The 24,794-nt window shown below is 40.5% G+C and carries 17 protein-coding genes; 5 read left to right on the top strand and 12 right to left on the bottom strand.

Annotation, left to right across the window (positions count from 1 at the left end):
* Nucleotides 1-56: 56 nt before the first annotated feature.
* Nucleotides 57-1,238 (top strand): SIS domain-containing protein, encoded by a 1,182-nt coding sequence (locus D1164_RS07575; RefSeq protein ID WP_119349346.1) that lies wholly within the window; start codon nt 57-59, stop codon nt 1,236-1,238.
* A complete protein-coding gene (locus tag D1164_RS07570; protein WP_119349345.1) occupies nt 1,225-2,550 on the top strand; it encodes a class II D-tagatose-bisphosphate aldolase, non-catalytic subunit in 1,326 nt (441 codons plus the stop codon). The genes D1164_RS07575 and D1164_RS07570 overlap by 14 nt, the downstream gene beginning before the upstream one ends.
* On the opposite strand, the gene D1164_RS07565 is transcribed toward D1164_RS07570, so the two are convergent.
* The 11 genes from D1164_RS07565 to D1164_RS07515 all read right to left on the bottom strand — a co-directional run bounded on the left by D1164_RS07565 (nt 2,547) and on the right by D1164_RS07515 (nt 13,918).
* Entirely contained in the window at nt 2,547-3,980 is a 1,434-nt protein-coding gene (locus D1164_RS07565; RefSeq protein ID WP_119349344.1) for a nicotinate phosphoribosyltransferase, read from the bottom strand. The two genes, D1164_RS07570 and D1164_RS07565, sit on opposite strands and share 4 nt — an antisense overlap.
* 96 nt (nt 3,981-4,076) lie before the next feature.
* Entirely contained in the window at nt 4,077-5,348 is a 1,272-nt protein-coding gene (locus tag D1164_RS07560; protein ID WP_119349343.1) for an adenylosuccinate synthase, read from the bottom strand.
* A gap of 165 nt (nt 5,349-5,513) precedes the next feature.
* A complete protein-coding gene (locus D1164_RS07555) occupies nt 5,514-5,957 on the bottom strand; it encodes a Fur family transcriptional regulator (protein WP_119349342.1) in 444 nt (147 codons plus the stop codon).
* Between the two features lie 67 nt (nt 5,958-6,024).
* The gene (locus D1164_RS07550) at nt 6,025-8,256 is read right to left on the bottom strand and encodes a RelA/SpoT family protein (protein WP_119349341.1); all 2,232 of its coding nucleotides are present in this window, start codon (nt 8,254-8,256) and stop codon (nt 6,025-6,027) included.
* 249 nt (nt 8,257-8,505) lie between these two features.
* Entirely contained in the window at nt 8,506-9,213 is a 708-nt protein-coding gene (locus D1164_RS07545) for a nucleotidyltransferase family protein (RefSeq protein ID WP_119349340.1), read from the bottom strand.
* Nucleotides 9,203-9,778 (bottom strand): D-sedoheptulose 7-phosphate isomerase, encoded by a 576-nt coding sequence (gene gmhA, locus D1164_RS07540; RefSeq protein ID WP_119349339.1) that lies wholly within the window; start codon nt 9,776-9,778, stop codon nt 9,203-9,205. The genes D1164_RS07545 and gmhA overlap by 11 nt, the downstream gene beginning before the upstream one ends.
* A gap of 10 nt (nt 9,779-9,788) precedes the next feature.
* Nucleotides 9,789-10,811, bottom strand: coding sequence for a GHMP family kinase ATP-binding protein (locus D1164_RS07535; protein WP_119349338.1), 1,023 nt, complete (start codon nt 10,809-10,811; stop codon nt 9,789-9,791).
* Nucleotides 10,808-11,950, bottom strand: a complete 1,143-nt coding sequence (locus tag D1164_RS07530) for a glycosyltransferase (protein WP_206610947.1) — start codon at nt 11,948-11,950, stop codon at nt 10,808-10,810. Before D1164_RS07530 ends, D1164_RS07535 begins: the two co-directional genes overlap by 4 nt.
* Nucleotides 11,947-12,402: an NUDIX domain-containing protein gene (locus D1164_RS07525; RefSeq protein WP_119349336.1), complete on the bottom strand. Its 456-nt coding sequence runs from the start codon at nt 12,400-12,402 to the stop codon at nt 11,947-11,949. Before D1164_RS07525 ends, D1164_RS07530 begins: the two co-directional genes overlap by 4 nt.
* Nucleotides 12,399-13,307: a tRNA (adenosine(37)-N6)-dimethylallyltransferase MiaA gene (miaA, locus tag D1164_RS07520; protein WP_119349376.1), complete on the bottom strand. Its 909-nt coding sequence runs from the start codon at nt 13,305-13,307 to the stop codon at nt 12,399-12,401. The genes D1164_RS07525 and miaA overlap by 4 nt, the downstream gene beginning before the upstream one ends.
* A gap of 95 nt (nt 13,308-13,402) precedes the next feature.
* The gene (locus D1164_RS07515; RefSeq protein WP_172594377.1) at nt 13,403-13,918 is read right to left on the bottom strand and encodes an IS1096 element passenger TnpR family protein; all 516 of its coding nucleotides are present in this window, start codon (nt 13,916-13,918) and stop codon (nt 13,403-13,405) included.
* A gap of 428 nt (nt 13,919-14,346) precedes the next feature.
* On the opposite strand from D1164_RS07515, the gene D1164_RS07510 reads away from it, so the two are divergent.
* Nucleotides 14,347-15,552 (top strand): ABC transporter permease, encoded by a 1,206-nt coding sequence (locus tag D1164_RS07510; RefSeq protein ID WP_172594376.1) that lies wholly within the window; start codon nt 14,347-14,349, stop codon nt 15,550-15,552.
* A gap of 52 nt (nt 15,553-15,604) precedes the next feature.
* Here D1164_RS07510 and gap read toward each other — a convergent pair whose 3' ends face one another.
* Nucleotides 15,605-16,612, bottom strand: a complete 1,008-nt coding sequence (gene gap / locus D1164_RS07505) for a type I glyceraldehyde-3-phosphate dehydrogenase (protein WP_119349333.1) — start codon at nt 16,610-16,612, stop codon at nt 15,605-15,607.
* Between the two features lie 1,231 nt (nt 16,613-17,843).
* Here gap and D1164_RS07495 point away from each other — a divergent pair.
* A complete protein-coding gene (locus D1164_RS07495; protein WP_119349331.1) occupies nt 17,844-23,867 on the top strand; it encodes a T9SS type A sorting domain-containing protein in 6,024 nt (2,007 codons plus the stop codon).
* A 149-nt stretch (nt 23,868-24,016) separates the two neighbouring features.
* Entirely contained in the window at nt 24,017-24,757 is a 741-nt protein-coding gene (locus D1164_RS07490) for a nitroreductase family protein (RefSeq protein ID WP_119349375.1), read from the top strand.
* The last annotated feature ends 37 nt before the right edge of the window (nt 24,758-24,794 follow it).

The raw sequence follows: 24,794 nt of genomic DNA, 5'->3' as shown, positions 1-24,794 counted from the left end.
TATTTGGAAAGAAAATGAAATGTTATATTTTTGTACTGAAATAAAAACACCGAACAATGAAGTATTTAGGTTTACGAATGAAGGATTTACAAGACCGGGAAGCTTTAAATACGGCCAGGGAGATAGCCAGTCAGCCAAGCTCTTGGGAAAAGACTTATAAAAGATTCCTTGAAGAAAAAGAATATATATTACAATTTTTACAGAAAGTATGGGAACATGATTTTCCTTACATTATATTGACAGGGGCCGGAACATCGGCTTTTATAGGTGAGGCATTGGTCGGTTCTTTTCAGAAAAAGTGGAATGGGGTTTGCCGGGCTATTGCTACAACTGATATAATTACCCATCCTGAAAATTATTTTATTAAATCCAGACCAACATTGTTAATCTCATTTGCACGGTCGGGAGATAGTCCGGAGAGTGTTGCTGCCGTTGAACTTGCTAAAGAACATTGTGATTGTTTGTATGAATTGAATATTACATGCAACAAAGACGGGGCATTAGCTAAAAAGATTAAAGACACTGATTCATATACATTTTTATTGCCGGAGGAAACGAACGACCAGTCGCTGGCCATGACGAGCTCTTTTTCGTCGATGCTGCTGACCGGCTTACTGATCTCTAATATTTTGGATGCGGAGCAGTTACGCCCGACAATTGACAGAGTTTGCGAATTGGGTAACTATGTGTTAAATGACTGTCTGCCTGATATTCAGAAGATGGCAGAAACAGATTTTAAACGGATGGTATTTATGGGGTCGGGTCCGCTTTTTGGAATTGCTCATGAATCGCACCTGAAGGTTCAGGAGTTGTCCAATGGAAAAGTTATTTGCAAGTTCGATTCATTTCTTGGGTTTCGGCATGGTCCCAAAGCTGTTGTTGATGACACAACTGTTGTTGTTTATCTGTTATCCAATAGTGCCGGTGTGCAGCCTTATGAGCTGGATCTGGTGCGTTCTGCAAAGACCACAGCAGCCGGTGAAAGATCGATTGCCATTGGAAATAGCTACGATGAGAGTGAGTTAAAATTTGATTTGTCTATCCGGTTTCCAGGGGGGACAGAGGATATTCAGGAAGAGTTTTTATCCGTTTTTTATATTCTTCCGGCACAAATAATCGGATTTTATAAGTCACTAAGTTTGGGGTTGTCTCCGGATTCCCCGTCACAAAATGGTGCCATTTCGAGAGTGGTACAGGGAGTAAAAATTTACCATCTTACCGAAAATGAAAAATGCTAGGGATTTATTTCTCGATTTAATTGCCGCTAACCGGAAAGGAGTTGCCAAAGGAATATATTCAGTGTGTTCTGCTAATCCGGATGTGCTGGAGGCATGTTTCCTGCAGGCGAAGGAGGATGAAACCATGCTTTTGGTTGAATCCACCTCAAACCAGGTGGATCAGTTTGGTGGTTATACGGGAATGAAACCGGCAGATTTTGTCCGGTATGTAAATGGTATTGCCGAGAAAGTTGACTTTCCAAAGGAAATGATTTTGTTGGGCGGAGATCATTTAGGCCCCAATCCATGGCAGAACCTTCCTGCAGAAATGGCAATGGAACATGCCAAAGTGCTTATCGAAGAATATGTAAAAGAAGGATACCAAAAGATACATCTTGATACCAGCATGTTTTGCGCGGATGATGCAGGAGACAGGAGAAAGCCGCTGAATGATGAGATAGTGGCTGAAAGGACTGCTGCGCTTTGTCGGGTGGCTGAAGATTCCTGGGAAAAATATCGCTCCGGGAAGCCTAAGCCGGTTTATATTATTGGGACCGAGGTTCCTATCCCTGGAGGAGCGCAAGAGGAAGAGGAGGAAGTGATTCCTACGACACCTGACGATGCTGAAAGAACAATCTCAATCACACATAAACATTTTATTCAGGCTGGTTTAGCTGATGCGTGGGAACGTGTGGCAGGTGCTGTTGTTCAACCGGGGGTGGAATTTGGCGACGATCAGGTTTTTAATTACAGAAAAGAGAAGGCACAGAAACTCAGTGAAAAAATATTGAAATTTGACAACCTTGTTTACGAAGCACACTCTACTGACTATCAGACTGAAGAGAATTTGAAAGCTTTGGTAAAGGATCATTTTTGTATTCTTAAAGTTGGCCCCTGGTTAACTTTTGCTTACCGCGAAGCGCTGTTTGCCCTGGAATCCATGGAGATTGAAATACTGGGTAAAGATTACAACGGGTTGTCAAAATTAAGCGAAACCCTGGAGCGGATGATGCAAAAGGAACCGGGCTATTGGAAGAAGTATTATCCCGGAAATGAAAAGCAACAGGCTTTTAAGCGAAAATACAGTTTTTCTGACCGGTCCAGATATTATTGGCCAATGGCAGAATTAGGAGCAGCCAGGGATATTTTGTACAAAAATTTGCAGGAAAATAGGATTCCGTTGTCACTTTTGAGCCAGTTTATGCCGGTTCAGTTTTATGAAGTCTGTAACGGGCAAATTGCGCTTTGTCCAGAGCAGCTTGTGCACAGTTATATTCGCATTGTTGCAGGTATTTACTCCCGGGCATGTGGTTTGTCCTCTGTAAATGTTTAGCGAGCCTGATTTGCCTCTTTTATGCTTTGGGTAAGTGCTTGGCGTACCTCCATCAGTTTTTCAGAAATTCCAACCTTGTATATATGCGGACTGATAAATCGTTTGTGTTCATCAGGTAGTAATGCAGCCCTTTCCTGAAGGTAATCGTGTATCTTATCCGGGCTTTTTTGTTCCACAACAACCTGCCCCTTTTTAACCACAGTAAACAGCAGGGGCTCCATTTGCAGGTGATTAATGCTTGTTCTGCGTTCAGGATAAATCGGATGGCAAATGGTTTTTACTTCTTCAGGCTTTTCATCAGTCAGGAGGATTGCGTCGCGGTAGAACATACCGGAACTGTCGAGGCATCTGTACACCTGTTTTTTACCGGGAAGCGTTACTTTCTCAATGTTTTCAGATAGTTTCATTTTGGGCTTCCCGTTTATCTCCGTCATTTTATACACTCCATCCAAAGCCGCGTCATTTTTGCCGGTGATCATTTCAGTGCCAATCCCGAATGCATCGATAGGGGCATTCTGATCTTTCAGCAAACTGCGTATCACGTGCTCATTTAGTTGGTTGGAGGCTATAATTTTTACGTACTCCAGTCCTGCCTCGTCAAGCATTTTACGGGCTTTTTTGCTGAAATACGCCAGGTCGCCACTGTCAAGGCGAACAGCCTTGAGGCGCAGTCCCCTTTTTTCCATCTCTTTTGCTACCAGGATGGCGTTGGGTATTCCGGAGTGGATGGTATCGAATGTGTCAACCAGCAATACTGTATTCTCCGGGTGTATTTTTGCAAATGCCCTGAAAGCCTCTATTTCCCCCTCGAAGCTTTGAATCCATGAATGCGCCTGGGTTCCCGACACCGGGATGTTAAACAGTTTTCCGGCCAAAACGTTTGAGGTGGAAGACGCACCGCCGATAACAGCCGCCCGGCTGGCATGCAGTGCTCCCAGTCCTTGAGCCCGGCGCAGGCCAAAATCTGTGAATGGTTTATTTTCGGCAACCATTTTTACACGATAGGCTTTGGTGGCAATCAGTGATTCAAAGTTGAGAATATTCAGCAAAAAACTTTCGATAAGCTGACATTCAATAACGTTACCTTCTACTTGTAAAACCGGTTCATTGGGAAACATGATTTCACCTTCTCTGGCACTGAGAACATTGCCCGAAAAACGGAATTCGGAAAGGTATTTCAGAAATTCTTTGCGGAACCCCTGGCTTTTCAGAAACTGAATATCGGATTCGCTGAAGGTATATTCAGAAAGTATTTCCAAAAAATCCTGAAGGCCGGCAAAAACAGTAAAACCTCCTTTAAACGGGTTAGTCCGGAAGAAATAGTTGAATGTAGTAGTGTCTTCTTTTTTCTCACAATAGAAATACCCCTGAGCCATGGTGAGCTCATAGAAGTCAGTGTAAAGTCCCCAGTGATTTAATGAAAGTGGCATAATACAAGTCACTTAAATTGACATTCTTTAAAGATAACGAAGTTATCTGGCAAAAAAGAAGCTGGAGGGACAATTTTCCGGGTTTTTCTTCTGTCTTTATTCCAGGAATATGGTCTGTTCACGATTGGGGCCAACCGATGCAATAGATACCGGAATGCCCATTTCATCTTCAATAAAGCTGATGTATTTATTTAGTTCTTCCGGAAAATCATCCTGGCTTTTGATTTTGGTCAGGTCAGTCTCCCATCCGGGTAATTCTACGTAAACCGGTTTTACATCATCCGTAAGTTCGAAGGGGAAATGTTCTATCACTTCGCCTCCAATTTCATAGCCTACACAAACTTTGATTGTTTCAAAACTATCGAGTACGTCGGCTTTCATCATAATCAGTTCTGTTACGCCGTTAAGCATTACTGAATATTTTAGCGCCACAAGGTCGAGCCATCCACAGCGGCGTGGCCTGCCAGTAGTTGAGCCGTACTCATTCCCGGCGTCACGTAGTTTTTTTCCTGTTTCATCGTGTAGCTCGGTTGGGAAAGGTCCCATCCCTACACGGGTACAGTAGGCTTTAAAAATTCCAAGAACTTTGCCGATTTTTTGAGGTGCGAGTCCTAATCCGGTGCAGGCCCCCGCACATATTGTATTGGAACTGGTAACAAAAGGATAGGAGCCAAAATCGATGTCAAGCAGCGTTCCCTGGGCACCTTCGGCTAATACCGATTTATTCTTTTTGAGCAGGTCGTTAATGAAATGTTCGGTATCAACAATTTGGAACGATTTCAGGACTTCTATGCCTTCGAACCAATCCTGTTCGCATTCGGACAGAATTTGCTTGTAATCAAAATGATAGAATTCTGAGAGCAGGTTTTTATGGTTTTCAACCCTTTCCTGGTATTTGGTCCCGAAATTGTGCAGCAAGTCACCTACTCTAAGACCTTCCCGGCCAATTTTGTCTTTATAGGTAGGGCCAATTCCTTTTAAGGTTGAGCCAATTTTTGTTTCGCCTTTCTGTTGTTCAGAGGCGGCATCAAGAATCCGGTGAGTGGGTAAAATAAGGTGAGCCTTTTTTGAGATATAAAGGTTTTGGGAAAGTTCCACCCCTATTTTTTTCAACGCCTCGATCTCCTTTTTGAAAACAATAGGATCGATGACTACACCATTCCCAATAATATTGATTTTATTCTCACGGAAAATACCTGAAGGGATGGTGTGCAGCACTTGTTTGATGTTATTGAATTCCAGAGTGTGCCCTGCATTCGGACCACCTTGAAACCGGGTAATTACATCGTATTTGGGTGTTAGTACGTCTACTATTTTCCCTTTCCCTTCGTCGCCCCATTGCAGGCCTAACAATACATCAGCTTTCATTCTTTTTTTGATTTTTTTTGCAAATGAAACCGCGAAAATATTTCCTTCCTGAATCTATTTTCACGGTATTCTGATTAAGCATCTAAAAATACAAATATTTTTAAATAGCCAACCAAAAATATTTTGAACATCGTAGGATTTTATAAAATGATAATGTGAGAGTGATCAGTCTTTTTTTAGAGACTGGCCGTAAATATAGAGTGTGTGGTGCGAAAGTTTAAAATTGTTTTTCAGGCAGGCATCTTCTATAATTTCACGAATGCGTGGATCGAAAAACTCCATGACCTTGCCGCTGGAAGTGTCAATCAGGTGATCGTGTTGCATGGTGGCAAAAGCCTTTTCGAATTGTGCAATGTTTTTGCCAAACTGGTGTTTTACAACCAGCTTGCATTCAAGCAGCAGATCGATTGTATTGTATAATGTAGCACGGCTTACGCGGTATTTTTTATTTTTCATGGAAATATAAAGAGACTCAATATCGAAATGCCCGTCCCGCGAATAAATTTCATCGAGAATGGCAAATCTTTCCGGAGTTTTTCGGTGCCTGTTTTTCTCCAGGTATTCGGTAAACATGTTCTTTACAGTTTCCCTGGTTTTATGGCTATTCATATTTAAACCAATTTTAAATAAGGAGCAAAAGTAGAAATATTTTTTGATTATTAAGACTAATTAAAAATTAATCGCTGAGGTTTTCGTCACGCGAAACACGGTCAATTCCTTTAATTTTTTCAAGCCTTTCAATGAGCTGATGAAGGTCTTCGGCATTGTGAATATATAAGAAAAGATCTCCTTCAAAAATTCCTTCGTGGGTGTCGAATTTTACGGCACGCATATTAATGCTGAGCTGCTTTGAGACAACATTTGTTACTTCATTGACTATTCCTATGCGGTCGAAGCCTTCGAGGCGCAAGCGGGTCAGGTAAGATTGTTTTTTAAATCGTGTCCATTCAGCCGTAATAATTCGGTTCCCGTGGCTCGAAAGGAATTTTTCCACCTCTTTACAACCGGTTTTGTGGATAATAACATGGTCGTCGGTAGTGAGATAACCGATTACTTTATCGCCGGGAATAGGATTGCAACATTTGGCGAGTGAATAGTTGATGTTATCCTGGGCTTCTTTCAACAGGAATGGTTTTCGCTTGTCAATTTTTGGGAGTTTTGCCTGTTCTTCTATTTTCTGGCTTTCTGTTCCCTCTTTCTTTTTCCGGCTGAAGGTAATGTTCCAGTATTTTACAAGCTTGTTGGGCGATTTTTTTCCTAAAATCTCATCGAGATTGATCAGTTCCAAAAATCCCATTCCCGCCTCCGAATACAATTGTTCTTTATTGTTCAGGTTAAAGTGGGCTATAATTTTTTTTAGGTTATTTGATGTGATGGGCGCTTTTACTGCCTTGAGGGCCTCTTCTACCAATGTTTTTCCCTTTTCGAGGTGTTTCTTTTTTTCCAGTTTGAAGGCGTCCTTGATTTTTGATCTTGCTTTGGCGGTGGTGGCAAATTTCAGCCACTCCAGTTTCGGAACTTGTTTCTCAGAAGTAAGAATCTCCACCTGGTCGCCATTTTCGAGTTCATGGCTGATGGGAACCAACTTAAAATTAATTTTTGCACCAATACATTTATTTCCCAGGTCGGTGTGGATTTCGTAAGCAAAATCGATAACTGTCGACCCCTGGGGCATTGAGATCATATCACCTTTCGGGGTAAAAAGATTTATTTCAGCAGCGTACAAGTTCAGTTTGAAATCGTCGAGGAATTCGAAGGCATCGGAATCGGGGTTGCGCAGCTGTTCACGGATACGAGCTATCCAGGTTTCCAGTTCGTTTTCAAAAGTGCTGATGTCTTTGTAACGATAATGAGCGGCAAATCCGTATTCGGCTACTTCATCCATTCTTTCTGTCCGAATCTGTACTTCCACCCATTTCCCCTGCGGACCCATCACGGTAACATGTAACGATTCGTAACCGTTGGCTTTGGGCATGGTAATCCAGTCGCGGATGCGGTCGGGACGGGGTTTATAAATGTCGGTAACCAATGAAAGTACATCAAAACACTGTCTTTTTTCTGAGATGCCTGATTTTGCTTTAATAACAATCCGGATAGCAAGGATGTCGTAAATTTCGTTGAAGGTGACACCCTTTTTCTGCATTTTTTGCCAAATGGAATAAGAAGACTTGAGCCGGTGAGTAACCGTACTGTCTATTTTTTCATCTGTAAGTTTTTCTTTGATGGGGCGGATAAACTCGTTTACCAGGTAATTTCGCTTTTCTTCCTGGTTGTGTAACATGAGAAGTATTTTATTGTACTCCTCGGCATGTTTGTGTTTAAAACTGAGTTCTTCCAGTTCGCTTTTAATGGCATAAAGTCCTAACCGGTGAGCCAGAGGGACATAAAGGTAAAGGGTTTCTCCTGCAATTTTTATTTTTTTGTTGGGGGGCATTGAGTCGAGGGTCTGCATGTTGTGCAGTCGATCAGCAATTTTGATCAGGATAACACGCACATCGTCCGAAAGGGTCATCAGCATTTTTTTGAGTGTGAGTGCCTGTCGTGAATCAAAATCGCCCGAGAGTTTGGTCAGTCCATCCACAATCTTTGCCACTTTTCCCCCAAACATATTTTCGATGTCATTGATGGAATATTCAGTGTCTTCAACAACATCGTGCAAGATAGACGCACAAATGGAAGTGGCCCCCAGGCCCAAATCTTTGGCTACAATCCTGGCCACGGCTATGGGATGAATAATATAGGGTTCGCCCGATTTTCGTTTAATGCCGTCATGTGCAGCATTGGCAAACCGGAATGCTTTTTCGATTCGCGACAACCGCTCTTTATCAAACTTTTCTATGATAACCTTCAGGAAATCCTGGTAACGGTCTTCAATTTGTCGTATTTCCGCTTTGTTAAAGTGCTGCAACTGTCCCTAAATTAAAATATTTTTACTTCGATTTTTATTGAACTTCCCTGATACAAAGTTTTTAAAATTTTAGATTCTCTCTAATCATTAACAGATAAAAAGAATAACTGTTAATTTAAATTTTATAATAATCCCATTTTTGTCCGGACCGTTCATATTTCCCCGGCACAGTTTTTTTGACCACGGCTAAGATATTGCTTTTTTTCAAAAAAGAATTGTTCGCTCTAACCGTTGTTATTTCTGTGTTAATCAGGAAAATTTATCCAAAAAGTCGGTTTGGGCTTGCTGGTAGGTTGAAGGAATTCCGATATCAATAAAATAGTTGTCAAATTCTAACCCAAAGAAATCCTCTTGTATGTATTTTTTTTCAAGAAAATCTTTTTCGAATGAAAATTTTTCCGGAAGGCCGGAATTTAACAATATTTTTTTGGAGATGATATATGTTCCTCCGTTAATAAAAGCGTTACTAATACCTGTCTCTTTTTCACGAAATGCATTGATTCTCCCAGTTTCATTGACTTCAATCGATCCGTATCGCGAGGCATCTTCCATTCTTTTCAGGGCAATGGTAAGACTCGCCCCTTTTTGTCGGTGGAAATCTGCCAGCCGTTTCAGATCGATATTAAACAGCGTGTCGCCGTTTACAATAAATGCATGGTTACCTGTTACCCTTTCTGCGGATTTGAGTATTCCACCCCCGGTACCCAATGGAATGTCTTCCACAACATAGCAGATGTCCATGTTTTTAAATCTGTTTCCGAAATGGTTTTTTATTTGGTCTGCTTTGAAACCTACGCTCAGGATAACGCGGGTTATTTGATTTACGGAAAGGTAGTTAAGAAGGTATTCCAGGAAAGGTTTGCCGCCAATATCTGCCATGGGTTTGGGGCGATCGGGCACAACACCTTTGAGCCTTGTCCCGGCCCCGCCTGCAAGTATAATAGCTTCATTGCACATTCCCGAAAAGTGTTTTTTCAACCATTTCGCAAATGATGTGTCCAATGGTTATATGAGATTCCTGAATTCTTGGGGTGTCGTCTGACGGGACGCAAATATGTACATCTGACAAATCTTTCATCTTTCCCCCTTTGCTTCCTGTAAAACCGATACAAATCATTCCTCGTTCCTTAGCCGTTTTAAAAGCCTCTACCACATTAGTCGAATTTCCTGAAGTAGAAAGGCCTATTAGAATATCTCCCCGGTTTCCCATTGCATTTATGTAACGGGCAAAAACCTGGTCGAAGCTGTAATCGTTTGAAACGGCGGTTAAAAATGAGGAGTTTACATGGCAGGCTTCTGCAGGCAGAGGGGGCCGGTCGAAATAAAACCTGCCCGAAAGTTCGGCTGCGAGATGCTGGGCGTCCGCTGCACTGCCACCGTTTCCGCAAAAGAGCACTTTATGCCCATTCTGGAAGGCATCAACTAACAGCGCAATTGTCTTTTCAACGGTTTTTACAAAGGCAGGGTCGTCTGCCATCTGTTTTTTTACGATAATGCTTTCGTTTATCTTGTCAACTATCATTCCTGCAGATTTAGATGCTCCAACTGTTCAGACCGCTTTTTGTAAATTGGATAGGCTGAATTACCCCACCGGATTTTTTAAGCTCTGATATAACATTGTAGCGTGTGTTATCCGGACAATAAAAGAACATAAAACCACCGCCTCCTGCCCCGCTGATTTTGCCTCCCGTGGCACCTGCTTTTATGGCCGCATCGTAAATAGTGTCCAGCTGTTTGTTTGATATTCCGCTGGCCATTCTTTTTTTATAATTCCAGGCTTCCATCATAATTGAGCCAATCCTGTCCAGTTCTCCTTTAAGAATGGCTTCTTTCATTACTACGGCCATCTCTTTGGTCTGGTGCATTGCCTCAATAGAGGTTTGTTTTTTATTTTTTATGCTGCTCTGCTGTTTCTCAATAATTTTTGATGAAAGGCGGCTTGTTCCTGTATAATAGAGTACAAGATTGAATGCCAGTTCGTTCAGGATATTGTTGCGGATGCGGAGAGGGTTTACAATGACCTTGTCATTATCGTAAAATTCCATAAAGTTGAATCCGCCAAAGGTTGCAGCGTACTGATCTTGTTTCCCTCCTGCATATTGTAAGTCAACTCTTTCTGCAATGTAAGCAAGGTTTGCGATATCGTATTCTCCAAGGGGCAGGTTAAGCCATTCAACAAAAGCGCCCGTTATGGCGGTTACAAGGGTTGAGGAAGAACCGAGCCCCGAGCCGGGAGGAGCATCTACATACGTGACGATTTCAAAAGCAAGTTTTCCTGTACCAAATCTTTTAACGATGCGATTGTAAACAGCTTTGGCCAGATCCAGTTCCCCGTTTACAGGGAGTTCTTCTGCCGATTCATATTCTACTTTTTCTTTTTTGTCTGCTGCACGGATAATAATCTTATTATCATTTCTCGGAATAATCGTTGCGTAGGCGTACATATTTATTGTGGCATTCAAAATAGCGCCGCCGTAAATATCGGAATAGGGAGAAACATCTGTTCCGCCACCTGCAAAACCTATGCGCAGAGGAGCTTTACTCCTTATTATCATTTTTCTTCAATTTTATCAAGAACTTCAGAAATTGCATTGGTCATTGCCGACCACAGGAATTTTTTCTTTTCATCCTGAATGTTGGTTTCAAAGGTACTTTTTTTGTCGTTGCTAAAAAAGTCGAATAAACTATCGGCAATATCATTCTCGTTTGGTTCTGTTACATAGCCGACTACTTGATGCGGAATGATTTCCGGAAGGCCGCCAACATTAGTTACCAACATGGGTTTATTGAAGTGATAACCGATTTGGGTTACCCCGCTTTGCGTTGCATTTTTATATGGCTGCGCTACAATATCGGAAGCACAGAAATACATGCCTACATCTTTATCTGAAATAAAATTCGTTTTTAGAATCACCTTCTCTTTTAAATGCAACTTATCAATCAATTCCATGTATGGTTCTGAATCGGTGTAGAATTCACCGGCGACAATGAGTTTTACGTTCAGCTGCATGATGCGAGGGTCTGCAAATGCCTTCAATAAAAGATCAAGGCCTTTGTAATCGCGGATAAAACCAAAAAACAAGACGTATTTTGGCTGCGGGTCCAGTTCCAGCATTTTTAGCGCCTTCTCCCTTTCGATTGCCTCCCCAAAATTATCGAACAGAGGGTGGGGGCAGAGTTTTACCGGAAGTTTGTCTGTAAACTTGAAGACATCGTTAAAAACGCTTTTTGACTGGGCGACCACCCCATCTATTTTTTTCAGGAAATACTTTGTCAGCAGGTTGTCTGCAAATCGTTTTTCGTGTGGTATAATATTGTCGGCAATGCAGACGATTCTGGAATGTTTGTTCTTTTTAATGCGGGCCGCAATAGTGCCAAAACAGGGCGCCATAAAAGGCAGCCAATATTTAAAGATTACCAGGTCGGGTTTTTCCCGTTTTATTCTTTCCCCTGTTTTAAGCCAGCTGATTGGGTTTATTGAGTTGATTGTTCTTCTGATTTTTAAGTTTTTGGGTGGTTCACCTTCAGCATATTGTGTTTTACCGGGGAATAGTATTTGGGGATACTGCAAGGTAAAAGTTTCAATGGTAACATCGTATCCTTCTTTTGAATATTCTCTGGCAAGGCGTTCATTATAAGCCGCTAAACCTCCCCTGAATGGAAACGCAGTCCCGATTATTTTTACTGTCTTCAAAATATCTCTTTTAACTTGTTTGCCACAAATTTATCAATCGGGAATGACAAATCATCTGTTTTTAGCACTTTTAATTTCACCCAGCGAAAACTTTGGTTCCCGTTTTCCATTTTTTCAAAATCGAATGGTTTTTCTGAAATAGGAAAGCAGATTGGCTTTTTTAAGTTGACGAGGTAGTAAATGCTAATGAGTTGATGGTTGTCGTGGAAAAAAGCTTCCTGAAAATAGTCAGTTGTATAAAAATGACGGATGTTATCAATTTCCTGGCCGTTGCATTCTTCCCTGAATTCTCTTTTTAGGCAGTCAACAGTTCCTTCGCCGAAGTGGATGCCACCTCCAGGAAATTTGGTCATTTTCATACCAATCTGAAATTCATCCGTGAGAAGTACTTCATTTTTTTCATTCAGAACAATTCCGTAAACACGGATAATAAAATTGCCGGGATGTTTCATTTCCTCTGTATATTATTCTCAAAAAAATCGATGATTTGCGGAGTTTGCCTGGGAGTGAACCATGTCATTTCCGGGTCGTTTCGAAACCATGTAATTTGTTTGCGGGCATAACGACGGGTGTTACGTTTGATTAACTCAATCGCTTTTTCTTTTGAAATTTCATTGTTGAAAAAGGCAAAAAATTCGCGGTAGCCAACTGTGTTCAGTGCATTAAGGTGTTTTAGAGGGAAAACCATCCGGGCTTCCTCTTCCAATCCTTCATTTATCATTTTGTCTACGCGTTCATTTATCCGTCGGTGCAATTCGGAGCGGTCATCATTCAAGCCTGTTTTAATAATAGTAAATGGCCTTTTTTTTAGGGGAGCGGAGCGAAAGGAAGAATACGGTTTGCCAGCCATCAGGCAAATTTCCAATGCATGAACAATACGCGCCGGGTTTTTCAAATCCACTTGATTGTAATATACCGGATCAAGTTTTTTTAGTTGCAGGCGCAGGCTTTCGATACCTTCTGTTTCCAACCGTTGTTTCAGGTTTTTTCGTAGTTCCGGATCCACGTCAGGCATTGTGTCTATGCCTTTGCAAACTGCTTCGATGTACAGCATGGAGCCACCTGTCATTACAACGATATCGTGTTTTTCAAAAAGTTTTTCAAGCAGATTCAGCGCTTCGGTTTCGTACCGACTGGCATTGTAGTTATCCAAAATCGAATGAGAATGAATAAAATGATGTTTTATTGTGGCTAGTTCGGAAGGAGTTGGTACTGCAGTTCCAATAGATAGTTGGCGGTAAATTTGCCGCGAGTCGGCAGAGACGATTTCGGTTTTAAAGTGTTGGGCTGCCTCAATGGCGATGTCGGTTTTCCCGATGGCGGTGGGGCCGGTTATAATTAAAAGGGTTTTGGACATACTTTGCTGTTTTACCTGCAAATTAAGCGCAAAAAAAAGACTGCCCAAAATGAAACCGGACAGTCTGAATAAATTTGACATACAGAGGAAGACCTTTAATAGTCTTCCATCTCACCGTAAAGTTCGTTGTAGTCATCTAAAATACCAAAATCCATTAAAACCTCTTCTTCCTGAAGTTTGGTTGCCTCCTGTACATCAGGCTCTTCGCCCAATACCTGTACGGGGGCGTCACCCTGCTTCAGAGTGACTAACGGTTCTTTGAGATTTTTTTCCATAACAATTCCAGTTAGTTCTAAATACAATGATCTGTCATTAATAAAATCAAAAGTGTAAATCATCTGTTGCGCTTTCGATTCAATTAAGTCAGACAGTTTTGTCTTTTGCATGATGAAATAAGCGCCTCCATTCATTCCCAAATCCAATAGTGAAATTTCTTTTTGTTTTTTTCCACTTTGGTCAGGTATAAAAAAAGAGGCGAGTTGGTGCGACTCAAAACCGGTACTTTTTTGGATGATAGAGTGTAGGTCGAAAAACGAATGTTCCCCATCGACTTCCACTTCGAGGTGAAAGTTTTTGGTTTCTGGTGAAGTGATTCTTAAATGATAAATCATAACCTTGAACATATAACAAGTTCAAATTTAAAAAGCTTTTCCATCAATAAACAAAATAAAAACGCGGCATCTGTTCAATAAAATTGATGATGGAATTTGTTTTTCCTTTTTTTATTGATAGTAAATAGTATTTCAAAAAACTGATTTATAACCTATTTGAAGAGGTGGGTTGTCGCCGAAAAAATTCAAAAAAAAGAGCTTTCTCCTTCAGTTTAAAAAATGTTAAAAAACATTAAGTGTGAAAAATTATCGAACAATTCCGTCGTCTGTTCGTCAAATTTTGCATTTTCGGATGAAATAGGATGAATGTAATGTTTGATAGTTTTGTGTCACTAATGAAGCATTACAATTGAGGAGAATATTATACTTTCTGGAGATAAGGAAACATGCAACAGGCGACTTTATTTGTTGAAAATGTGAGGATTGCGATGCATTCGATTCGTAGTAATCTACTTCGCACAGTGCTTACCGTTTTGATAATTGCTGTGGGGATTACAGCCTTGATTGGTATTCTTACCGCAATAGATTCCATAAAAAATTCCATCACGAAAGAGTTTACTTTTATGGGAGCGAATACTTTTACCCTTACCAGTCGTGGAATGAGAGTGCAGGTGGGAAACCAGCATTACCGCACAAAAAATTATTCTTACATTTCCTTTTACCAGGCCAATGCTTTCAAAGAGCAATTTGAATTTCCGGCCATTACTGCCATTTCGGTGCATGCGTCTGGAAATGCTACTGTAAAATATGATGACCAAAAAACCAATCCCAATGTTAATGTACGTGGAATTGATGGAAATTATCTGGAAACTGCCGGATTCGAAATTAACCAGGGGCGCAGTTTCAATAATTCGGAAATTGAAAACGGAAGAAGTGTGGTTTTGTTGGGCAGTGACCTGGTAAGGCAACTTTTTGAACCAGGGGAGAACCCTTTGCAGAAAGTGGTGAGCATCGGAAATGGAAAATACAAGGTAATTGGTACCCTTAAAAGTAAAGGTAGCGGAATGGGAATCAGCAACGATATGGTATGTTTTATCCCTTACACCAACACGCGAACTTATTTTTCGCGGCCTAATATGAATTTTAGTATCCAGGTGATGGTGGATCGTCCTGAGGTGATGGAAGTGGCTATTGGGCAGGCCGAAGCTGTTTTTCGCAATGTAAGGGGACTTAATCCGCTGGATCAAACCGATTTTAATATTGAAAAAAGCGATAACCTCGTCAATATTCTGCTTAATAATATCCGTAATATTACCTTGGTGGCTACCATCATCGGACTGATAACCCTTTTGGGGGCGGCTGTAGGATTAATGAATATCATGTTGGTTTCGGTTACGGAGCGTACCCGCGAGGTTGGTGTCCGGAAAGCTATTGGAGCCAAAGGTTCTACGGTACGTCAGCAATTTTTGATCGAAGCAGTCATAATTGGGCAGATTGGAGGAGTACTGGGAATTGTTATTGGTATACTTACAGGGAACATGGTATCAGTACTCATCGGTGCACCGTTTATTATTCCATGGATATGGATTACAGTGGGGGTAATTCTTTGTTTTATGGTAGGGGTTATTTCCGGTTACTACCCTGCTCAGATGGCAGCCCGGCTGGACCCCATCGAATCACTGAGGTATGAATAACAAAAAAGGATGCCTTCCGACATCCTTTTTATACCATATATAATATAGCAAATTATTTTACTGAGTCTATGTATTCAATCAGTTCGACAACTTTGCAAGAATAACCCCATTCATTGTCGTACCATGAAACCACTTTAACGAAATTATCGTTCAAACCGATTCCGGCACCGGCATCGAAAATGGAGGTGCGTGAGTCACCCAGGAAGTCGTTGGAAACAACGGCATCTTCAGTGTAACCCAAAATTCCTTTCAATTCGCCTTCAGAAGCTTCTTTCATTGCGGCACAAATATCCTGGTATGATGCACCTTTTTCCAAACGAACAGTAAGGTCAACAACCGAAACGTTAGGAGTAGGAATCCTGAAAGACATACCGGTAAGTTTACCGTTCAGGCTGGGAATAACTTTACCAACTGCTTTGGCAGCACCTGTAGAAGAAGGAATAATATTTTGGCCAGCGCCACGTCCGCCACGCCAGTCTTTTTTCGACGGTCCGTCAACGGTTTTTTGAGTCGCGGTGGTAGCATGAACTGTTGTCATCAAACCTTCCACGATTCCAAATTTGTCATGCAATACTTTGGCAACAGGAGCCAGACAGTTAGTTGTACATGAAGCGTTGGAAACGAAATTCATGTCATTTGTATAGCTTTTATTGTTTACGCCCATTACAAACATGGGAGTATCGTCTTTCGACGGAGCCGACATGATCACTTTTTTCGCGCCGGCATCAATATGACCCTGTGCTTTTTCTTTTGTAAGGAAGAGGCCGGTTGATTCCACTACATATTCTGCGCCTATTTCTCCCCATTTCAGATCGGCAGGGTTGGGTTCAGAAGTTACCCTGATTTTTTTGCCGTTCACAACCAACATACCGTCTTCTAAGCCTACTTCTCCATTAAAACGTCCGTGGGTTGAATCATACTTAAGCATGTATGCAATGTAATCCACATCAATGAGGTCGTTTATACCAACTACCTCCACATTTTCATTTGCAACAGCAGAACGGAAAACCAAACGTCCGATTCGCCCAAAGCCGTTAATACCTATTTTAATCTTTGACATAGTAGAGTAAGTTTTAAAATTTATTATATGAAACTTTCTTTAAAAACTTTTCAGGATTTAAATTATTGTTTAATTCCTGAATCAGAAACATATACAAATTAACTACTAAATTCCCACAGATTCAAATCTCAGGTTTAATTTTACCACCTGATGATTCAACTTTAATATTAATTTAAAAGAGTTTCTTTATTTCTTGTTCCAAATATGAAATGCATAAAAGTATATCGCTTCCTGTTGCAAAAAAATTAACGATATAAAATTCCGATGTCGGTTTTTAATTCGGGAAAAGAACATCTTCTCTCATCTGTTTTTTACTGGATACTGGTTGGAATTTACACACCCCTCCCAAATGATCTGTTCAAATACTCAAATGTCAGCGGGGTTCATTTTGGCTAAAATATTTTTTGTCAGTAAATTATCCGGATTTTTCAGTGTTCAGAAATAATAGCAATTAGAAAAGTAGTTGTTGGTTTTTTGGGCTAGTTGACTATTTTGTATTAAAAGATGTATTCCTCTGGTATTTCTTGTCTGTATTGGGGTATTTTTATTTAGTCATTTTTTTGGGGGAAGGAGGGTGTAAAGAGGCGTGTAAAATTTTATTCATAAAATGACAGAGAAACCCATTTTTATTGTTCACTATCTGCTGCGACTATCCATTGCAATTGTTTGCTTTAGCTGTTCTGTTTCCGGTGTTTTTTCAGAATAGGCAGGGCATTTGCATGTTTTACAGGCGTTTGTAGTTAACAAAAAAAAGAAAAAAAATGCAAATACCCAACCTGAACAAAAAAAATTGTGTCCCAAAGGATATCTGATTGAACAAGTATATTTTTTTTGTAAAAGACGAATCAAGGTCAGAATGCTTTTCATTTTTCATCAATATTTTAATATTGCGCCTTGCATTATAGCGAAAAAAACCTGTTTTTATTGTACTTTTTTAAAAAAATAGAATTAAAATTGCATAAAGTAAAACGTGATTGGGCCTGTTGATAACATAAAAATTGTTAACAACAAGGGATGGTTATTAATAGAGGCCTGTTGATAATAAAGGGAAAAAGAAGCTATAATTATTCAGTGATTCGTTTGTACATTGCTGATTATTTTATACGTTTGTATTCGTTAATTGCGGTGAATTGTAAGGACGACGATACTAAAATTATAACTAAAACAAAGATTAAGAGATTAATAATTTAAAATCAATCAATCAATTAAGTTCAATTAAAAAAGAAATGCTATGAGAAAATCATTTACTTGGTTCTTGAGTTTAATGGTGCTCCTCACAGCCTTTGCAACCCACGGGTATGCACAGGAAGCCCAGGAGACTGTTGAACTTTATGCAGAAGACGCCTCTTATTGTTATGATGAGGCAAACGATTACACGGTAACAATCTCAGTGCGGGATTTTATTCAATTAAGCGAGTTTGAACTGAATTTGGAGTTTAATGATGCCATTTTTGCATTTGACGCAGAATCTAATGTTCACCCATCATTATCCGGAGTGTCAGTTTCCGAGTCGGGTGGAATAATTAGCATTGACTGGTCTGGATCTGCCACAACTATTGGTGACAATGTAAAAACAGATATCCTTGACCTTCATTTTACTGTGTTAAGCTATCCGAATAACATTGCTCCCTCGTTTTCCAGTGATATGATGTGGGGAGCGACTAATTTCTGGTATGATATACCTGACGGAGAAGATCTTGTGAATACAGATACATCCAATGATGGCTCGCTTGCCGTTAACGTTGGACTTTCTGATATTACAACTCAAATGACTGCCGAGTCATGTTTCGGAGGTAATGTAACGGTTACAGTAACTGCTCCGGCAGAAGCCGTTGAGTACTTATTTAATGAAGACCCCAATCCGGAGAACTGGGTTTGGACAAACTCTCCCAGCTTCGAATCTGCTGCAGGTGGAGTTGTGACCGTTCGCGTGAAAGATGCCAATGGTTGTATGTCGTTGAAACATACAGTAAATATTCCTGAGTCTGTTGATCCGGTTGCATTTACTGTTGAAACACATAATCCGGTTTGCTACGGAGAAGATGGTTCTGTTATTATTAGCGCGACAGGTGGTACAGCTCCTTATACTTATTATATTGCACCTGATGCTGACGGAGGTCCTGATATGGGCGACATAACCACTAAATCTAACTTCCAGTTTGCATGGGAACCTGGTGTTTATTGGGTAAACGTTCAGGATGCCAATGACTGTGCTGAATTGGATTGGGTACAGATCGAAATTATTGATGAAAATGTTGAATTAATTGCTGCAGCTACTCATACCGATGCAAGCTGTAATAACTATGACGATGGTACTATTACTGCATCTGCCATGGGTGGAACCGGTGCCGGATATATGTATTCTATTGATGGTATAAACTGGCAGGCTACAGGTGATTTTGATGAGTTAATGGCTGGTACTTATACCGTATGGGTAAAAGATGATAATGGCTGTATGGATGATACAGTTGGTGTTATTGTAGGTCAACCAGAAGCCATTACTTTTGATATGGCTGTTGAGGATGTAACCTGTGGTGGAGATAATGATGGTGAAATAGCAGTTACCAATATCGTAGGTGGTACAGCTCCTTATACTCTTGCAATTGAAGAGGATGGAAATGTTACAACTGAGACAGGTGTTGCTTCAGCTTACACTTTTACAGGTCTTATGCCTACTTATTACAGCCTGACCATTACAGATGCTAATGGTTGTTCAGTAGAATATTACAATCCGAATCTGTCAGGTAATGTGATTGCTGTACAATCTCCTGAAGATATTCAGTTCCAGGTAGATATTACTGATCCGCTTTGTAATGACGAAGCCGCAATGGTAACTGTTACTAATATTACTGGTGGTTCAGGTAACTATACTATCTTGTTTAACGGCGTGGAATCAGAAGAAGTTAGTGCCAACATGTATGTATGGCCTTATCCTTATGACGGTCTTACTGTTACCGTTCAGAATGAAGAAGGTGATATTTGCCCGGTTAGTCAAAACTTTGATTACATGGATGTTGTTAATCCTGACGCATTAAGTGCTTGGGTTACAGATGAATTTGCTCCAACTTGTATTGAGGGTAATGACGGGAACATTCACTTAATGATAGAAGGTGGTACAGCTCCTTATTTCTATTCTATTAACGGAAGTTCATGGAAAGAAACCGACGATAACCTTACTATTATTAAGGTTGGTGTTGGAACCCACGAAATAGTTGTAAAAGATGCCAATGACTGTGTATATGATTCTGAAATAGAAGTTACCATTTCTATGGAAGAAAATGTTATCTGGGCTGAATCCGATGAACACATTGAATGTTTTGGTGATAAAGCAGGTACTATTTCTGTATACTTTACCAGTTGGGCAGATGGTTTGACAGATGGTGAACCTAACCGTGGAATTCAATTCTATGTAGAAAATGAAGCAGGACAAATTTCTTCTTTTGGACCTTCAAATATTGTTGGTAGCCCTACTACTTTCAATGCAGGTACTTATGTAATTTGGGTAGTTGACCAATATACCTGTGAATCTAATACAGATACAATTGAAATTACTGAAAATCCTGAGTTGTTGATTACCGATGTAAATGCCAATGGTGCTTCTTGCTTTGGTACTTATGAAGGAATTATAACTGTTCAGGCTACAGGCGGAAATGTTGATGGTCTGCTTGAGTATGCTATTGTAAACAATGAAGGTGCACTTGGTAACATTGGAGAAAATTTGTGGTTGGATTTTGAAACGTATGATCCGGAAACAACATTAAGTACTGTTAGCTTCAATGTCGATGGTGGTACATTCTGGATTGCAGTTCGTGATAACGGATGTGACGAAGTATATTACGGTCCTGTAGAAGTGGATGGATATGACCCATTACTGGTTGATGAAGATGATATTACATGGACTCATCCTTTGTGCTACGAAGCAGAAGATGGTACCATTACCGTTCCAATGAGCGCTGTTACTGGTGGTGCCGGTGCTTACTTATTTACGCTGCTTGATGGCGAAGGTGACCCGGTTGAAGGTTATGAAGATCAGGCTACCGGTTTATTTACAGGACTGCCCGAAGGAGTTTATGCTGTATTGGTGGAAGATGTGGTAGGATGTCCTTCATATACGACAGAAGACATTATGTTGGATGACCCGGATTTACTGAGCTTTACTACTTCTATTAAACATATGAGGTGTGAAGATACCAATGATGGTAAAATTACAGTAAATGTTTCCGGAGGAACTCCTGATTTCTGGTATGCTATTAATAACCCAAATTCATGGATTGCTTTTGCAGAAGGTGCAACATCAAAAACATATATTGCTACCGAGCCAGGTACCTTTAATGTTTGGGTAAAAGATGCCAACGGATGTATGGCTGGACCGACAGAAGTAACTATACTTGAACCGGAAGCTTTGGATGCTGAGGTTACCGTAACCCAGAATGTTTCCTGCAACGGTGGTAGCGATGGTGCCATTTCTGTTGTTGGTTCAGGCGGCTGGGAAGGAATGAGCTATTATGGATTTAAAGTGAATGATGGTAGCTGGACATCAGCCACTACTTTTAGTGGATTGCCTGCCGGTGATCATACTTTATACATAATGGATTATTATTCTTATAGTGGCGATTATCAGCAATTAGATTGTGAGTACAGTGTTCCGTTTACAATTATCGAACCTGATTCTATCAAATATACTGTTGAGATTACCGATGTTAAGTGTAAAGATGGAGCTGATGGTACTTTCACTGTTGAGATTATTGATGGTGGAACTGCATTTGTTGACGAAGAAGGAGATGACGATGGTTTCCTCATACGTTTGACCGGTAGTGGTTACGATAGTGGCATGCTTTATACAGGTGATGACAATACATATACATTTACCGGATTAGCACATTCACATTATACTGTGTACATTGAAGATGCTAACGGATGTACTTTGGCTACCACTACAGGAGATAATAAGAATCCTTATACAACTGTTGAGTCTTGGGAAGTTCAGGAACCTGATACTTACCTGACATTTGAAGCTGAATGGATACAGGATGCTACCTGCTTTGATGAGGAAGATGGACAATTCCTGGTTCATGCTATGGGCGGTACTGCTCCTTATAAATATTACGCTGGTCTTTCTATTCCACCAAATGGTGGAGGACACCTTCTTGTAGAAGCACCTGCTGAAGATTCAGAAGAGTGGCAGACAAGCAACGAATTCAATGTAGGCGCCGGAACCTGGGTTGTTTGGGTAATGGATGCCAATGGTTGTATCGTTGGCGGTGAAGAAGATGAATTTGGTACACCTGTGAACGAATGGCGTGTACAAATTGAACAACCAGATGAAATTATGTGGCAATTCCATATGATTAAAGGCGAAGTTCATTATGTGATGCCAAAATGTTATGGTTCATGGGATGGTTCTATTCATTTAGTAAATATCACTGGTGGATCAGGCGTATATAATGCACGTGTTTGGGGTACCAGCGCTGCTGGAGAATCTGTTGATTCCACCTATACAGATATTGAAGCAGATGGACCAATCTATTGGTTGAATGGTGTTCCAGCTAGTAACGATGATGGTTTCGAAGTAACTGTTACCGATGCTAACGGATGTACTTCAGCTATTGATACAATATATGTAGACCAACCTGAAGAATTGATGGTTGACCTTGTTAAAGCAGAAGGTTCATTTACTTGTGCCGGAGCTGTTGAAGGACTGATTGAAGCTAATGTATCAGGTGGTACTGGCGATTATGAATATCAGCTGTGGAAAAATGGTGTAATTCACACTCCATGGCAATCAGAAGGTAGTGCTTTCCTTGTAGAGATTGGAAATATCTTTGTTGTTGAGGTTAGAGATGAAAACGATTGTGTATCATCTGATACTATCGCAATAGATCCGGTTCAGGAAGTATTGATTGCTTCTGTTGAAGACCGCAGCTGTTTCGGTGAAGATTCTCCGACTGCCTTGATTACCGCTACTGCCGAAGAAGGTAGAATGCTTTATGTACGTTACAGGAAAGTTGAAGGTGCCAGCTCAGTGGGTCCTTGGAGTAGCTGGGTTGCTTTCAATGAAGCAGAAGGAGTAGGTACGCATAAAATGGATACTGGTTTAACTTACGGTGATGACAATGAAAGTGACGGACACTACAGATTCCAGGTTAAAGATCAAATGGAATGTATTTCAGACAGTGTTCTTAAAACTTTTGTACCTGTTCAAACTGAATTGATGATAAGTACAGTGGTAGAAGGAAATGAAATCACTGTTAATGCAGCAGGTGGAGCTGTTGATTCAGAACAGAATCACCACTATCAGTATGCACTTGGTACTGAAGAAGGTGGAGAAGAATTGGCATGGCAAAATGAAAATATCTTCGTTACCGATTCATTCAATGTATATGTAGTTTTCGTTCGCGATTACCACTGGTGCTGGAAAAGCGATACAGTTGAAGCTGGCTATGATGCTAAAACAATTGCTGAAGTTCAGGGCGACGGAGATGTATCTCCTGAAGATGGTAACACAGTGGGTGTAACCGGTACTGTAACTGGTATTGTTGAAGGTACAGGCTTCTTCATGCAGGATGGAAATGGAGCCTGGAATGGTATCTGGGTTGCTTATGCTGATGCTGCTAGTATGGCTGTTGGCGATGGAGTTTCTGTTGTAGGTGTTGTAAGTGAAGTAGATGATGTAACTACCATTACAGCAAGTGTAGTTGAAGCTGCTGATGCAGTTGCCATTACCGCAGAAGAAGTAGATGTTCCGTCTGATGCTCAAAATGAAATGTACGAGAGTGTACTTGTTAAAGTATCAGGTGCCCGCGCTGCTGAAGTAAATGAAAATGGCGAATGGGAAATCTACTATGAAATGACTGACAGTGTGATTGTAAATGACTTGATGTTTGCTTACACACCGACTGTTGATCACTACTTTGATGTTACGGGTGTTGTAAATGGTGGAATGAATGCATTTACTATGGAACCAAGAATGGAGTCAGACATTGTTGATATTACTGCAACAACGGGTCTTGACCCAGAAGCTCAGGCTATTGACTTCCAGGTGTATCCGAATCCATTCGACAGCCACATAACGATAAAGAACAACGACAAATTGACCAGGGTTGTTATAAGCAATATTGCTGGTCAGAGAGTTCTGGATATTGAATATCCCGACCGTGAAATCCGTACTGCAAATCTGAAAACTGGTGTGTACGTAGTTAGTTTATTTACTAACGACGGACTCGCCAAGACAGAGAGGATTGTTAAATGGAGGTAATACCGAATTGATTGATTAAAAAGGGGGGAGCTTTGCTTCCCCTTTTTTATTTTTGGGATCTGCGGTTTTTAGCCGCAGTTTTATTTTGGATTTACGTTTTTTTTAATTCAATTCCTTTATTTTGTCAAATAAATTACCATTTGGAATCTATGGAACTTTTAAACCAACATGTAACTATAAGAAAATTTAAAAATCAAACTGTTCCTCAGAAACTGATTGAAAGTGTTCTTTATTCTGGTACGCGGGCATCAACTACAGGAAATATGCAAGTGTATAGTGTTATTGTTACACAAGAAGAAAAAAGACGACAAGAACTTGCCCCTTTACATTTTAACCAGCCTGTAGCTGTTAATGCACCTGTTTTGTTAACATTTGCTGCGGATTTTAATCGTTTTTCAAAATGGTGCCAGTTTAATAGTGCAGAACCGGGCTATAACAATTTTATTTCTTTTATTACGGCTACAATTGATGCTTTACTGGTAGCTCAAAATGTCTGTGTTGCCGCAGAGAACAACGGACTTGGTATTTGTTACCTTGGTACCACTACATACAATGCCGGAGAGATTATAACGCTTCTGGACCTTCCTAAATTGACCTTCCCGGTCACAACAGTAGCATTGGGATATCCTGATGAAAATCCCGGGTTAACTGACCGTATTCCGTTAGAAGGTGTTATCCACTACGAAAAGTATGTAGACTACAATGAAACACGTATCAGAGAATTATATGCTTACAAAGAAAGTCTTGATTCGATGAAACAGTTTGTAACGGAGAATGACAAAGAAACGCTGGCACAGGTATTTACTGACGTAAGATACAAAAAGAAGGATAATGAGTTCTTTTCAGAAAAAATGCTAAAAACATTGAAAGACCAGGGCTTCATGGAATAATAGTACTGTGCTGGTATTGTGATTGTTCAGCGGAGTC

It is taken from the genome of Mariniphaga sediminis (assembly GCF_003573545.1).
GTDB classification, from domain to species: Bacteria; Bacteroidota; Bacteroidia; order Bacteroidales; family Prolixibacteraceae; genus Mariniphaga; species Mariniphaga sediminis.
Note: the sequence above shows the minus strand (reverse complement) of the source record. Positions and strands in the feature narration are given on the sequence as shown.

Excerpts from the sequence above, each read along its gene's own strand:
- D1164_RS07525 (WP_119349336.1), bottom strand. The coding sequence starts at position 12,402 with ATGAAACATCCCGGCAATTTTATTATCCGTGTTTACGGAATTGTTCTG.
- D1164_RS07560 (WP_119349343.1), bottom strand. The coding sequence starts at position 5,348 with ATGAAAGCTGATGTATTGTTAGGCCTGCAATGGGGCGACGAAGGGAAA.
- D1164_RS07545 (WP_119349340.1), bottom strand. The coding sequence starts at position 9,213 with ATGTGCAATGAAGCTATTATACTTGCAGGCGGGGCCGGGACAAGGCTC.
- miaA (WP_119349376.1), bottom strand. The coding sequence starts at position 13,307 with ATGTCCAAAACCCTTTTAATTATAACCGGCCCCACCGCCATCGGGAAA.
- D1164_RS07510 (WP_172594376.1), top strand. The coding sequence starts at position 14,347 with ATGCATTCGATTCGTAGTAATCTACTTCGCACAGTGCTTACCGTTTTG.
- gap (WP_119349333.1), bottom strand. The coding sequence starts at position 16,612 with ATGTCAAAGATTAAAATAGGTATTAACGGCTTTGGGCGAATCGGACGT.
- D1164_RS07570 (WP_119349345.1), top strand. The coding sequence starts at position 1,225 with ATGAAAAATGCTAGGGATTTATTTCTCGATTTAATTGCCGCTAACCGG.
- D1164_RS07565 (WP_119349344.1), bottom strand. The coding sequence starts at position 3,980 with ATGCCACTTTCATTAAATCACTGGGGACTTTACACTGACTTCTATGAG.
- D1164_RS07495 (WP_119349331.1), top strand. The coding sequence starts at position 17,844 with ATGAGAAAATCATTTACTTGGTTCTTGAGTTTAATGGTGCTCCTCACA.
- gmhA (WP_119349339.1), bottom strand. The coding sequence starts at position 9,778 with ATGATAGTTGACAAGATAAACGAAAGCATTATCGTAAAAAAACAGATG.
- D1164_RS07575 (WP_119349346.1), top strand. The coding sequence starts at position 57 with ATGAAGTATTTAGGTTTACGAATGAAGGATTTACAAGACCGGGAAGCT.
- D1164_RS07555 (WP_119349342.1), bottom strand. The coding sequence starts at position 5,957 with ATGAATAGCCATAAAACCAGGGAAACTGTAAAGAACATGTTTACCGAA.
- D1164_RS07515 (WP_172594377.1), bottom strand. The coding sequence starts at position 13,918 with ATGATTTATCATTTAAGAATCACTTCACCAGAAACCAAAAACTTTCAC.
- D1164_RS07535 (WP_119349338.1), bottom strand. The coding sequence starts at position 10,811 with ATGATAATAAGGAGTAAAGCTCCTCTGCGCATAGGTTTTGCAGGTGGC.
- D1164_RS07490 (WP_119349375.1), top strand. The coding sequence starts at position 24,017 with ATGGAACTTTTAAACCAACATGTAACTATAAGAAAATTTAAAAATCAA.